A 12,324-nucleotide genomic window follows, 5' to 3' on the forward strand; every position below is an offset into this window, starting at 1 on the left:
AGCAAAACGCGACACCGACTGCCACCCCCCCCCCCCCCCCCCCCCCCCCCCCCCCCCCCCCCCACGGCCGGGGCCTCGCGCCGGGCACGGGGCCGGGCGCGGGGCCGGGCGGGTCAGCCGCGCTTCTGCCGCTTCCACGGCCCCGTGACGGCGAGCATGATGCCCGGGGTCTGGATGTTGGCGAACAGCGTCTTCCCGTCGGGCGAGAAGGTGACGCCGGTGAACTCGCTGTACTCGGGCTCCTCCGCGGTGCCGATGTTCAGTTCGTTGCGGGCGATGGGGTACGTGCGGCCGCTGTCGGTGGCGCCGAACAGGTGCTGGACGCCCTCGCCGTCCTCGGCGACGACGAGCCCGCCGTACGGCGAGACGGTGATGTTGTCGGGCCCGTCGAAGGCGCCGTCGGCGGAGGGGGCGGGGTTGACGCCGAGCAGGACCTTCAGGGTGAGGGTGCGGCGCTTGGGGTCGTAGAACCAGACCTGGCCGTCGTGCGCGGCGCCGGGGCTCTCGGTGCGGGCGTAGGAGGCCACGATGTAGGCGCCGCCGTCGCCCCACCACATGCCCTCCAGCTTGCGGGAGCGGGTGACCTGGCCGTCGGTGAACTGCTTGCGCACCGACACCGTCTTCGCGTCGCGGTCGGGGACGTCCACCCAGTCGACGCCGTACACCGTGCCGGTCTTCGTGGCGCGGGACAGGTCGTCGACGAACCTGCCGCCGGAGTCGAAGCACCTGAACGCCTGCAGCGTGCCCGCGTCGTCGGCGAGGGTGCGCAGCCTGCCGCGGCCGTGGCGGAAGCCCTCCGGCGGGGTCCAGCGGTAGAGCAGGCCGTTGGGGCCGGACGCGTCCTCCGTCAGGTACAGGTGGCCGCGCTTGGGGTCGACGACGACGGCCTCGTGGGCGTACCGGCCCAGCGCCTTGACCGGCTCGGGGTCGCGGTTGGCCCGGCGGTCCTCGGGGTCGACCTCGAAGACGTAGCCGTGGTCCTTGGTCATGCCGTTCTGGCCGGCCTTGTCCTCGGTCTCCTCACAGGTCAGCCAGGTGCCCCAAGGGGTGTTGCCGCCCGCGCAGTTGGTGGAGGTGCCGGCGATGCCGACCCACTCGGCGACATGGTCGCGGCGCACCTCCACGACCGTGCAGCCGCCGGACGCGGCGGGGTCGTAGACCAGGCCCTCGGTGAGCGGGACGGGGTACGTCCAGTTGGCCCGCGGGCCCTTGAGCTCGTGGTTGTTGACCAGCAGGGTCGCGCCGCGGGGACCGTCGAAGGCGGAGGTGCCGTCGTGGTTGGACGGGGTGAACTCGCCGGACTCCAGCTTGGTCCTGCCGCTGTAGGTGATGATCCGGTACGAGAACCCGGCGGGCAGCGCCAGGATGCCGTGCGGGTCGGGGACGAGCGGACCGTAGCCGACGCCGCCGTGCGCGTCGGCCGGCTCCTCGCCGGCGCGCTCGGTCTCCGTGGACGCGAGGGCGCCCGGCGCGGTGGCGAGCGCGCCGACGCTGCCCGCCAGCGCGACACCGGCACCGGTGATCGCGGATCTGGCGGCGAAGTCCCTGCGGGTGAGCGACATGAAGTCTCCTGTGACGGTGGGTTGCCGTGGGAGGTGGCGGACCTCGGGTCGGCGCCACCGTCCCGCCCGCGCCTGAACGCGGCCTGAACACCGGGCGACGTCACCGCGCACGCTTCCGTGCATCCGTGCGCACCGCTCACAGGAAGCCGGGCGCCGGGGCGCCCGCGTCCGGCTGCCGGGGCCGTCAGTCCCCGCGCTGCGAGTCGAGCCGACGAGGCGTCAGTCCCCGCGCTGCGAGCGGGCCTTGAAGGCGGCCTTGCGTGCCTGCTTGGCTATCTTCTTGTCCGGGTGCAGGCGTCCCATCGCCTCCAGGACGTCGGCCGTCGCCGGGTGGTCCACCCGCCAGGCGGCCTCGAAGAAACCGTTGTGCTGGGCCGCCAGCCCCTGCACCAGGGCGCGCAGTTCGTCGGAGTTGCCCTCGGCCGCGAGCTGGGCGGCCACCGTGTCGATGGTGAGCCAGAAAATCATCTTCTCGGAAGGCGCCGGCACGTCGGCGGCGTGCCGTTCGGTCAGCCAGACCCGGGCCAGCCCGCCCAGTTCGGCGTCGTCGAGCACCTCCCGAAGCGCCGGCTCGGCCTCCGCGCCGACCAGCGACAGCGCCTGCTGGCAGTGCAGCCGCCGCAGCGGCGCCCCGGCGTCCCCGCCGCGCGCGGCCGCCAGCAACTCCCTTGCCGCGGCGAGCGGTTCGCGGCACGCGAGCCACTGCTCGATCTCGGCCCGCGCCGCCGTGTGCCCGAACGACGCCGCGCCGTCCAGGAGTGCGTCGGCGCCCTTGTCGGCCAGGTCGCCGACAGCGGGCGCCTGGAACCCGGCCTCCAGCAGCCGGGCCCGCACGCCGTACAGGCCGAGGGGGGTCAGCCGCACCATCCCGTAGCGGGAGACGTCCGTCTCGTCGACGGGTGCGGCGGGCTCCTCGTCGGCGTCCGTCATCAGCGCCTCGTCCACCGGCTGGTACTCCACGAGCCCCACCGGTTCGAGCAGCCGGAACTGGTCGTCGAGGCGCATCATCGCCTCGGAGACCTCCTCCAGCACGGCGTTGCTGGGCTCGGTCACGCCGTTGGGCACGAGCATGGACGCGGCGAGCGCCGGCAGCGGCACCGGCGACTCGCCCGGCCCGTCCTCGCTGACCGTCAGCAGGTAGAGGTTGCCGAGGACGCCGTCGAGGAACTCGGCCTCCGCCTCGGGGTCCCAGTCCAGCTCGGAGAGGTCGACCCGGCCGCCGTCGTCCATGGCCTCGACCAGTCCGTCCAGGTCCGGCACGCTCGCGTCGGCCAGCAGCGTCTCCAGTGCCTCGAGCCACACCCCGAGCACGTCGCGCGGCGCGCCGCCGGTGAGCCGCGCCAGGTCCTGGCCGGCGGCGACGGTGCCCGCCTCCTCGTCGGCGATCTCGACGAGGCCGGTGTCAACGGCGACCCGCCAGGCCTCGCTCGCGCAGGCGGCGGCGTCGTCCCCGCTCAGTCCGAGGGCCGCGGCGGCCGCGGGAAGTTGCTCGTCGACGAGTCCGCCCGCGGCGTCGACGCGCGTGTCCGGGCCTGCCCAGCGGGCCAGCCGCGCGGCCCGGGACAGCAACGGCGTGGACAGTGCGTCCCGCGCCAGCTCCGCTTCGGGACGCAGCCGTACCGGCGGCAGGGGGGAGCTGTCTGACATCGGCTGGTTCTCCTAGAACGGCTCGGGGTCGTACGACCACCTGGACGACGTACGACTCACGTCGAAGCCTAGACGGATTTCCACCCATGCCGCCCGGTTCATCTCCCCGCCGTGGTCCGTACATGGCTGAAACCTTGACAAGTGGCGCGACCAGGCAGGAGATTGACGCGCGTAGAAACCGAGGACAACTGTTCACCGGTTTCTACGCGCGTCATCGTCGCAGCCAGCTTCACCCTCGTCCCGGCGCTCACGTATGTCCCCGGAGGGATCCCGTTGCCGAGCAAGTCTTCCGCGCGCCTCGCCGCGCTCACCGTCGCCGCCGTCTGTTCCGCGGCCTCCGCCGTCGTGCTGACCTCTCCCGCGCACGCGGACTCCGTGCGCATCCATGACATCCAGGGGACCACCCGCATATCCCCGTACGCCGGCCAGAAAGTCGCGGACGTGGCCGGAATCGTCACCGGCGTGCGCACCTACGGCTCTTCCAAGGGCTTCTGGATCCAGGACCCGAACCCCGACGCCGACCCGGCCACCAGCGAGGGCGTGTTCGTCTTCACCAGCTCCACCCCGAAGGTCGCCGTCGGCGACTCCGTGACGGTCAGCGGCACCGTCTCGGAGTACGTGCCCGGCGGCACCTCGAGCGGCAACCAGTCGGTGACCGAGATCACCAAGCCGGTGATCACGGTCGTCTCCAGCGGCAACGCGGTGCCCGCGGCCACGGTCATCGACGCGGACTCGGTGCCGGACGCCTACACCCCGGCCGGCGACACCGCCGCGAACGGCTCGGTCAACGGCCTGACGCTGGACCCGTCGGCGTACGCCCTGGACTACTACGAGTCCCTGGAGGGCATGAACGTCCAGGTCGCCGACACCCGCGTGGTCACCGCCACCGACGCCTACACCGAGCTGTGGGTCACGGTGAAGCCGCGCGAGCACGCCAACCGCCGCGGCGGCACGGTCTACGGCTCCTACGACTCCCAGAACACCGGCCGGCTGCAGATCCAGTCGCTGGGCTCCACCGCCGCCTTCCCGAAGGCGAACGTCGGCGACACTCTCACCGGCACCACGGACGGCCCGCTGGACTACAGCCAGTACGGCGGCTACACACTCGTCGCGAACCGGATCGGCGCCCTCGAAAGTGCCGGACTGCAGCGGGAGTCGACCGAGAAGCAGCGGCGCGGCGAGCTGGCGGTCGCCACTTACAACGTCGAGAACCTCGACCCGTCCGACGCCACCTTCGATGCGCACGCCTCCGCGATCGTGAACAACCTCGAGTCGCCCGACATCGTGTCCCTGGAGGAGATCCAGGACAACACCGGCGCGAAGGACGACGGCACCACCGCCGCGGACGTGACGGTGAACAAGCTGATCGACGCGATCGTCGCGGCGGGCGGCCCGCGCTACGACTGGCGCTCCATCGACCCGGTCGACAAGGAGGACGGCGGCCAGCCGGGCGGCAACATCCGCCAGGTCTTCCTGTTCAACCCGGAGCGGGTGTCCTTCACCGACCGCGCGGGCGGCGACGCCACGACCGCCGTCGGTGTCACCAAGGAGCACGGCAAGGCGGCCCTGACGGCTTCCCCGGGCCGGATCGACCCGACGAACGCCGCCTGGGACGACAGCCGCAAGCCGCTGGCCGGCGAGTTCGTCTTCCGCGGCCGGACGGTCTTCGTGATCGCCAACCACTTCAACTCCAAGGGCGGCGACCAGGGCCTGACCTCGCAGTACCAGCCGCCGGTGCGCAGCTCGGAGGTGCAGCGCCACCAGCAGGCGACGCTCGTCAACGCCTTCGTCAAGAGCATCCTCGACGTGCAGAAGAACGCGGACGTCATCGCGCTCGGCGACATCAACGACTTCGAGTTCTCCGGAACCGCGAAGATCCTCGAGGGTGACGGCGAGCTGTGGTCGGCGATCAAGTCGCTGCCGAGGAGCGAGCGGTACACGTACGACTACCAGGGCAACCAGCAGGTCCTGGACCAGATCCTGGTCAGCCCGTCGATCCGGCGCGGCTGCGACTTCGAGTACGACAGCGTGCACATCAACTCGGAGTTCAACGACCAGATCAGCGACCACGACCCGCAGGTGCTGCGGTTCCACCCGTAACACCGGGGTCGGGTGCCGGACGGGATCCTCGCGACCGGGCGAGGGTCCCGTCCGGCCGCAGGGGCAGGGTCCCCGACGAGGATCGACGTCCCGTCCGCGATTCGCCGGGCTCATCCGGGCAACCCGCTGGTCATGGACGAGGACGAGGACCAGAACGACGAGGGCGGCAAGGACAGTCCCGCCCGGCTGCCCGCGCGGTCCTGGCGGGCGGTGGCGCGGCGCACGGCGAAGGAACTGCTGGACGACGAACTCGGCGACCGCGCGGCCGCGTTGACGTACTACGGCGTGCTCTCGCTGTTCCCCGCGCTGCTGGTGCTGGTGTCCCTGCTGGGCGTGGTGGGGCAGCGCGCGACGGACCGGATCCTGGAGAACATCGGCGACCTGGCGCCCGGCCCCGCCCGGGACATCCTGCGGGACGCCGTCGTCCAGCTCGGCGACAGCGGCGGCACGGGCAGCGTACTGGCCGTGGCCGGGCTGCTCTTCGCGCTGTGGTCCGCGTCCGGTTACGTCGCCGCGTTCATCCGCACCTCCAACGCCGTGTACGACTTGCCGGAGGGGCGGCCGGTGTGGAAGCTGACGCCGCTGCGGCTGGCGCTGACCGTGGCCCTGATGGTGCTGCTGGCCGCGAGCGCGGTCATCGTCGTCTTCACCGGCCCGCTGGCCGAACGGGTGGGCACGGCGATCGGGCTGGGGCGGGCGGCGATCGCCGTGTGGGGCGTGGCGAAGTGGCCGGTGCTGCTGCTCCTGGTGGTCATGATGATCGGCCTGCTGTACTGGGCCGCGCCCAACGTCCGCGGCCGCGGCTTCCGGTGGATCAGTCCCGGCAGCGTCCTCGCCACGCTGATCTGGCTGGCGGCGTCCGCCGGGTTCGCGGTCTACGCGGCCGACTTCGGCTCCTACAACAGGACGTACGGCACCCTCTCCGGCGCCATCGTGTTCCTGGTCTGGCTGTGGCTGACCAACCTGGCGATCCTGCTGGGGCTGGAGTTCGACGCCGAACTCTCGCGGGAGCGGGCCATCGTCTGCGAGGGGCGGCCTCCGTCGGAGGAGCCGTACGTGGAACCCCGCGACACGAGGAAGTGGCCGCCGAGGCTGAGGGCGGCCCGCCGCCGCCGACGCCCGACGCCCGCCCCGCCCGGCACCGGCCCGCCCCAGGGCCCCCTCCCCGACCCGGCCCACCCGGGCCCGTAGTCCCCCGACCCCCGCCCTTCTGCCACCACGGCGACCCACCCCGGGCGCGCGCCCTGCCGGGACCCGCCCGGGGTGGGTCGCGGCCCGGCCCCCAGCGGGCCGACGCGGAGCGGGCACCGCGCGAGCGGGCACCCGGGTGTTCCGGGTGCCCGCTCGTGTCGGCCGTGCCAGGCGGCTTCCGCTCCGGCCGCCGGCCGTCGGCTACCGCTTCTTGGGGTACCGCCACGCGACCACCACGGCGAAGACCAGCACCGCGCCGATGGCCAGCGCCGGACGCGGATGCCGGACCGCCGCCGTGACCACGGGCCGGGCGGGCCACGGCAGGCCGCGCTCCGCCCTGCGCTCCAGGGCGTGCCCAGTCTCCGCCGTCCTCTCCTGAGCCGTGTGCCCTGCCCGCAGCGCCCGCTCCTGGGTCGTGTGCCCCGCCCGCAGCGCCCCTTCCTGGGCCGTGTGACCCGCCTGCAGCGCGCGGTCGTGGACCCGGTGCCCGGCCTTCGTGGCCGTGTCGTGGACCTTGTGCCCGGCCTGCGCCGCGGTGCTGCGCAGTTGCACGGTCATCGCGCCCGCCTTGTCCCGGAGGTCGGCCGCACGGGCCCGCGCCCGGCCCTTGACGTCGACCCTGCCCGCCAGCTCCGCGACCGTGTCACCGAGCTGGCCGCGGGTCGCCTCGATCTGCCGCCGCAGCTCCTCGGGGCCATGGGACCCCGAGCCCGGCGCTCCTGCCCTGTGCGTCATCGGTGCGCCCTTTCCCTGATCACCTCGACGTCGGCCCGGACGCTGTCGAGAGTCCGCTCGGGGGTGGGCGGTCCGGCCCGGCGCAGCTGGGCGCGGCCGGTCACGGCGAGCACGCCCGCGATCGCGAACAGCGCCGCCGTCACGATCAGCGCCGCGGCCCAGACCGGCAGCACCAGCGAGAGGGCGGCGGCCCCGGTCGCGGCCAGGGCGAGCAGGCCGGCGTAGGCGACCGCGCCGGCGGCGCCGAGCAGTCCGCCGCCACGCCCGGCCCGGCGGCCCTTCGCGGCCAGCTCCTCCTTGGCGAGGGCCAGTTCCTGTCGTACGAGCCGCGAAAGCTGCTCGGTGGCCCGGTTGACGAGCTCGCTCACCGAGCGCTGCCCGTCCAGCCTGGTTTCCGTGGTCCCGCTCACGGTGTCCCGCCTCCTCTCGTGCCGCCTCTCCTGCCGGAGGCACCCGGGTACCCGCACCGGGCTGCGGTTACCCCTCGCGCCCGCCGTCCGGCCCGGGCTCGCCCAGCCGGGCCAGCTGCGTCTGGAACCAGTCCAGGCGCGCCTGCAACAGGGCGGCCTCGGCGACGAGTTCCGGTACCCCGAACCCGTCGGCGGCGGCGCCGTCCCCGGGCGGCGCGGCACCCGCGCCCGCAAGCGCCCCCGCACCGGCGGTCGCCCCCGCGACCACCCGCAGCCCGTCCCCGGCCAGCCGCGCGAACCCGGCGAGCGACACCGCCGTACGGCCGCGCAGGCAGCCCGCGCAGGACGGCGCGAGGGCCCGCCAGCCGGGGCGGCCCCAGCCCGCGTCGGCCAGTGCCGTGGCGGGCCGGCCGCACGCGCACGGGCCGACCGTGGCGGTGCGGACCCGCTGGCGGGCGTAGCGGAAGCCGCGTTCGAAGCGGATGTAGGCGCCGAGGACCGACACCTCGAGCAGCGCGGCCGCGCGGTGCTCGGCGGTGCAGAGCAGTCCCTCGGCCGTGGCGCGGTCGTGCACGCAGTGGAAGCCGCAGTCGCAGCGGCGGTGCGGAGCCCGGTGGCGCAGGCCGTAGACGCAGGACGCGTCGGCCACGACGCCGTACGGCAGCGCGCCGCCCAGCGACACACCGGTGAACCCGGCCCGGGTGCCGTCCTGGGACAGCACCGGGTGGGCGATCTTGTATCCGGTCGGCGGCTCCGTCGGGCGTTCCTCCGGAAGCCGCAGTCTCATCGGGCCGCCGGGACCTCTTCGGGGGCCTTCAGTTCCTCGGTCTCCCGCGGGGGCTCGAGGTCCTGCTCCTCGTGGGCCTGCGGCTGTTCCTCCGCGACTCCGGTGGCGAGTGCCTTGCCGAGCTTCATGACGCCTCCCATGACCGTGTCCGGTGTCCGTCCTGGCCATGGTGACCCATGAAGGGCCGAATTGGACACAGGGCCCAGCCCATCCTTCAGTTCTCCTAAGAGACATGCGGCAGAAAAATTAAGTGGAGCTACGCGGACAGCTGCGTCGAGACTGCCTCCATGAAGCCTCCCGCGCCCGCTCCCGCCGCTCCTCCCTTCGGCCGTGCCCTGTGCGCGATGATCACGCCCTTCACCGAGGAGGGCGCGCTCGACCTGGACGGCGCGCAGCGGCTCGCGGACCGCCTGGTCTCTGCGGGCTGCGACGGCCTGGTGCTGTCGGGGACGACGGGCGAGTCGCCGACCACCACCGACGCGGAGAAGGCGGCGCTCGTCTCGGCGGTGCGTGAGGCGGTGGGCGCACGCGCGTCGATCGTGGCGGGCGTCGGCACCTTCGACACCCGGCACAGCGTCGAACTCGCCCGGCAGGCCGAAAAGGCCGGCGCGGACGGCCTGTTGGTGGTCAGCCCGTACTACAGCAGGCCCCCGCAGGACGCGTTGGAGGCGCACTTCCGGGCGGTCGCGGACGCGGTGGGTGTGCCGGTGGTGCTGTACGACATCCCGGGCCGCACCGGCACCCGCATCGAGCCCGAGACGATGATCCGCCTCGCCGAGCACCCCCGGATCGTGGCGGTCAAGGACTGCTCCTACGACTTCCTCGCCGCCCAGAAGGTGCTGCTGCGCACGGACCTCGCCTATTACGCGGGCTGCGAGGAACACAACCTCGCCCTGTACGCGGTGGGCGGCGCCGGCTACATCAGCACGGTCGCCAACGTCGTCCCGTCAGAACTCCGCGCCGTCCTGGACACGTTCGACGCGGGGGACGCCCCGGGGGCCGCGCGCCTCCAGCAGCGCGCCACGCCCCTCATCGAGGCGATGATGTCGGCGGGCCTGCCCGGCACGGTCACGGCCAAGGCCCTCCTGAACGAACTCGGCCTGCCCGCAGGCCCGGTCCGCCCACCCCTGTTGCCCGCCACCCCGGAGACAGCCGGGCAACTCCGGTCACTCTTCGAGGAGTACACGGCCGGCTGACCACCGTCGGCGACGGCCGAGGCCGGCCCGGTTCCTCACGTCGGCGGTGCGAACCGGCCCTTGCCGCCCGGGTCGACGAACATGAACGGGCGCCCCGCCACCCGGGGTGACGGGGCGCCGTTCACGGCGTGCGGTCCAGGGGCCGGCGGTTCAGTTGTGGTTGTGCAGGATCTCGTTCAGGCCGCCCCAGACCGCGTTGTTCGGGCGGGCCTCCACCGTGCCGGTGACCGAGTTGCGGCGGAAGAGGATGTTGGAGGCGCCGGAGAGTTCGCGGGCCTTGACGATCTGGCCGTCGGGCATGGTGACGCGGGTGCCCGCGGTGACGTACAGGCCCGCCTCGACCACGCACTCGTCGCCGAGCGCGATGCCGACGCCCGCCTCGGCGCCGATCAGGCAGCGCTCGCCGATGGAGATGATCACGTTGCCGCCGCCGGACAGCGTGCCCATGGTCGAGGCGCCGCCGCCGATGTCCGAGCCGTCGCCGATGACGACGCCGGCGGAGATGCGGCCCTCGACCATCGACGTGCCGAGGGTGCCGGCGTTGAAGTTGACGAAGCCCTCGTGCATGACGGTCGTGCCCGCGGCGAGGTGCGCGCCGAGCCGCACCCGGTCGGCGTCGGCGATGCGGACGCCCTTCGGGACGACGTAGTCCGTCATCCGCGGGAACTTGTCGACCGAGGTCACCTGGAGGTGCAGGCCCTCGGCGCGGGCGTTGAGCCGCACCTTCTCGATGTCGTCGACGGCGACCGGGCCGAGGGAGGTCCAGGCAACGTTGGCGAGGAAGCCGAACATGCCGTCCAGGCTCTGGCCGTGCGGCCTGACCAGGCGGTGCGAGAGCAGGTGCAGCCGCAGGTAGACGTCGTGGGCGTCGAGGGGCTTGTCGTCCAGGGAGGAGATGACCGTGCGGACCGCGACCACCTCGACGCCCCGGCGCGCGTCCGGGCCGACCGCCTTCGCGGCGCCCTCGCCGAGCAGTTCCACGGCCCGCTCGGCGGACAGCCGCTCGGTGCCGGACGGGCCGGGCTCGGCGGCGAGCTCCGGCGCGGGGAACCAGGTGTCGAGGACGGTGCCGTCGGCGGCGATCGTGGCGAGGCCGGCGGCCACCGCCCCGGTGGTGCTGGGTGCAGTCGTGTCGGTCATGACGGAAACCTAACCGGCCGGGCCGCACGGAGGCCAACCCACGGGCGCCGCGTCTCAGCGGGCGAGCCGCGGGAGCCGGCTGCGGGGGCCAGCTACGGGCGGGCGATGGGCGGGCAGCGGAAGAGCCACGGGCGGGTGGGCGGCCGCCCTCGGCGCGTGAACGGGAGGACGGCACGGGCGTCGCTACGCGCGGATGCCCGTGCGGCGCCTGCCGCGGAGCACGCCTGCCGCAAAGCACGCGTGCCGCAGACCACGCCCGCCACGGACGGCGCCCGCCGCGGGCGACGTGGTACGGAGCGGGAAGCACCGAGTACGGTCAACTGCCCACTCCGGCCGCGGAGTAGGCGGCGGCGCGCCCCGTGAACGGCCCTGCGGAACGCGCCTCGGACGGCCCCGGGAAACGATGTGGAAACCGCACTTGTCAAAGGGCTGCTCCGCCGCCCCATGGTCCACTACTGTTTCACCGTTCACACACCGGGTCATCCGCCGCCGCGGCGCGCGTCGCCGTGGTGCGCCGCTGGAGGAACAGCGCATGCACGACAACAGGTCCCGGCCCCCTCACGAGCCCTGGGCGAACGGCTGGGCGCAGGACACCTCCCGCGCACCGGGCACCCGGCGGCTCTGGCTGGCCGGCGCCCTCGCTCTGGCTACCGTCGTCGCCTGTGTGACGACGATCGCCGTCAACAAGGAGGGCAGGCGCGACACGTCGCGGACGGCGCTCCCCTCGCCGGAGGCGACCGTGCCGGGGCTGATCTCCTTCGCCTCCCCGTCCGGGAGCACGGCCTCCCCCGCCGGGCAGCGGCAGGAGCCGTCCTCGCACGGCTCCACGTCGGCCCGGCCACGGCCGGGCGTCTCCGCGGACGGGGCCTCGCCCGCTCCGGCGCGCTCCGCCTCGCCGTCCGCCGCGCCAAGCTCGGCCGCGCCCAGCGCGCACGCGCCCCGGCCGGCGGACGTCCGGCGGTCCGTCCGCTCGGTCAACTATCCCGACCGCTACTGGCACGTCAGCAACGGCTTCGTGCGGCTCGACCCGGTGCGCAGCCCCGCCGACCGTGAGAACTCCACGTTCAAGCTGGTCAAGGGGCTGGCGAACGCGTCCTGCTACTCCTTCGCCACGCACGACGGCGGATACCTGCGCCACCGCGACTTCGTGCTGCGCGCCGAACGCGACGACGGTTCGGCCCTGTTCCGGCAGGACGCCACCTTCTGCCCCCGCACCTCGGCGTTCCCGGGCGCGGTCATGCTGGAGTCGGTGAACTACCCCGGGCGCTTCCTGCGCCACCAGAACTTCGGGCTGCGGCTGGACGCCTGGCAGGGCGGCTACCTCTACCGGCAGGACTCGGCGTTCCGGCTGGTGGACGGGCTCGCCTGAACGCGGGCGTACCGGCGGACACACAAGCGCGGGGGGGGGGGGGAGGGGGGGGGGGGGACGGGGGGGGTGGGGGGGGGGGGGGGGGGGGGGGGGGGGGAGCGGGAGGGGGGGGGGGGGGGAGGGGGGTAAGGCGAGCAACACAACGACGCAAAAAAACAAAAAAACAACAGCGCCCCGTCTGCCCCCG

The 12,324-nt window shown here is 73.7% G+C and carries 11 protein-coding genes; 4 read left to right on the forward strand and 7 right to left on the reverse strand.

The annotated features are described in order from the left end of the window. Nucleotides 1-113: 113 nt before the first annotated feature. Nucleotides 114-1,562, reverse strand: coding sequence for an alkaline phosphatase PhoX (locus tag ACZ5GT_RS40215; RefSeq protein WP_469036777.1), 1,449 nt, complete (start codon nucleotides 1,560-1,562; stop codon nucleotides 114-116). Between the two features lie 219 nt (nucleotides 1,563-1,781). After that, nucleotides 1,782-3,209, reverse strand: a complete 1,428-nt coding sequence (locus ACZ5GT_RS40220) for a hypothetical protein (protein WP_469036780.1) — start codon at nucleotides 3,207-3,209, stop codon at nucleotides 1,782-1,784. Between the two features lie 273 nt (nucleotides 3,210-3,482). Here ACZ5GT_RS40220 and ACZ5GT_RS40225 point away from each other — a divergent pair, with 273 nt between their 5' ends. Further along, the gene (locus tag ACZ5GT_RS40225) at nucleotides 3,483-5,309 is read left to right on the forward strand and encodes an endonuclease/exonuclease/phosphatase family protein (protein WP_469036783.1); all 1,827 of its coding nucleotides are present in this window, start codon (nucleotides 3,483-3,485) and stop codon (nucleotides 5,307-5,309) included. A 132-nt stretch (nucleotides 5,310-5,441) separates the two neighbouring features. After that, nucleotides 5,442-6,500 carry a YihY/virulence factor BrkB family protein gene (locus ACZ5GT_RS40230; RefSeq protein ID WP_469036787.1) on the forward strand — a complete coding sequence of 353 codons (1,059 nt, stop codon included), beginning with the start codon at nucleotides 5,442-5,444 and terminating at the stop codon, nucleotides 6,498-6,500. A gap of 201 nt (nucleotides 6,501-6,701) precedes the next feature. Here ACZ5GT_RS40230 and ACZ5GT_RS40235 read toward each other — a convergent pair whose 3' ends face one another. From ACZ5GT_RS40235 to ACZ5GT_RS40250, 4 genes are all read right to left on the reverse strand, one after another. Further along, nucleotides 6,702-7,235, reverse strand: a complete 534-nt coding sequence (locus tag ACZ5GT_RS40235; protein ID WP_469036788.1) for a DUF3618 domain-containing protein — start codon at nucleotides 7,233-7,235, stop codon at nucleotides 6,702-6,704. After that, nucleotides 7,232-7,645: a phage holin family protein gene (locus tag ACZ5GT_RS40240; protein ID WP_469036791.1), complete on the reverse strand. Its 414-nt coding sequence runs from the start codon at nucleotides 7,643-7,645 to the stop codon at nucleotides 7,232-7,234. Before ACZ5GT_RS40240 ends, ACZ5GT_RS40235 begins: the two co-directional genes overlap by 4 nt. Before the next feature lie 67 nt (nucleotides 7,646-7,712). Then, on the reverse strand, nucleotides 7,713-8,432 hold the full coding sequence (locus ACZ5GT_RS40245; RefSeq protein ID WP_469036794.1) for a hypothetical protein: 720 nt from the start codon (nucleotides 8,430-8,432) through the stop codon (nucleotides 7,713-7,715). Continuing rightward, nucleotides 8,429-8,560, reverse strand: a complete 132-nt coding sequence (locus ACZ5GT_RS40250; protein ID WP_469036796.1) for a hypothetical protein — start codon at nucleotides 8,558-8,560, stop codon at nucleotides 8,429-8,431. Before ACZ5GT_RS40250 ends, ACZ5GT_RS40245 begins: the two co-directional genes overlap by 4 nt. 159 nt (nucleotides 8,561-8,719) lie before the next feature. On the opposite strand from ACZ5GT_RS40250, the gene dapA reads away from it, so the two are divergent. Further along, nucleotides 8,720-9,628, forward strand: coding sequence for a 4-hydroxy-tetrahydrodipicolinate synthase (gene dapA / locus ACZ5GT_RS40255; RefSeq protein ID WP_469036799.1), 909 nt, complete (start codon nucleotides 8,720-8,722; stop codon nucleotides 9,626-9,628). Nucleotides 9,629-9,778: 150 nt separating this feature from the next. On the opposite strand, the gene dapD is transcribed toward dapA, so the two are convergent. Continuing rightward, nucleotides 9,779-10,768 carry a 2,3,4,5-tetrahydropyridine-2,6-dicarboxylate N-succinyltransferase gene (dapD, locus tag ACZ5GT_RS40260; protein ID WP_469036802.1) on the reverse strand — a complete coding sequence of 330 codons (990 nt, stop codon included), beginning with the start codon at nucleotides 10,766-10,768 and terminating at the stop codon, nucleotides 9,779-9,781. A 532-nt stretch (nucleotides 10,769-11,300) separates the two neighbouring features. Between dapD and ACZ5GT_RS40265 the strand changes: the two genes are divergently transcribed. Continuing rightward, nucleotides 11,301-12,137 carry an AbfB domain-containing protein gene (locus ACZ5GT_RS40265; RefSeq protein WP_469036803.1) on the forward strand — a complete coding sequence of 279 codons (837 nt, stop codon included), beginning with the start codon at nucleotides 11,301-11,303 and terminating at the stop codon, nucleotides 12,135-12,137. Nucleotides 12,138-12,324: the final 187 nt, after the last annotated feature.

The organism is Streptomyces sp. NPDC031340 (genome assembly GCF_055569945.1).

Coding starts and splice junctions, on each gene's coding strand:
- ACZ5GT_RS40215 (WP_469036777.1), bottom strand. CDS start 1,562: ATGTCGCTCACCCGCAGGGACTTCGCCGCCAGATCCGCGATCACCGGT.
- dapA (WP_469036799.1), top strand. CDS start 8,720: ATGAAGCCTCCCGCGCCCGCTCCCGCCGCTCCTCCCTTCGGCCGTGCC.
- ACZ5GT_RS40235 (WP_469036788.1), bottom strand. CDS start 7,235: ATGACGCACAGGGCAGGAGCGCCGGGCTCGGGGTCCCATGGCCCCGAG.
- ACZ5GT_RS40220 (WP_469036780.1), bottom strand. CDS start 3,209: ATGTCAGACAGCTCCCCCCTGCCGCCGGTACGGCTGCGTCCCGAAGCG.
- ACZ5GT_RS40230 (WP_469036787.1), top strand. CDS start 5,442: ATGGACGAGGACGAGGACCAGAACGACGAGGGCGGCAAGGACAGTCCC.
- ACZ5GT_RS40245 (WP_469036794.1), bottom strand. CDS start 8,432: ATGAGACTGCGGCTTCCGGAGGAACGCCCGACGGAGCCGCCGACCGGA.
- ACZ5GT_RS40265 (WP_469036803.1), top strand. CDS start 11,301: ATGCACGACAACAGGTCCCGGCCCCCTCACGAGCCCTGGGCGAACGGC.
- dapD (WP_469036802.1), bottom strand. CDS start 10,768: ATGACCGACACGACTGCACCCAGCACCACCGGGGCGGTGGCCGCCGGC.
- ACZ5GT_RS40250 (WP_469036796.1), bottom strand. CDS start 8,560: ATGAAGCTCGGCAAGGCACTCGCCACCGGAGTCGCGGAGGAACAGCCG.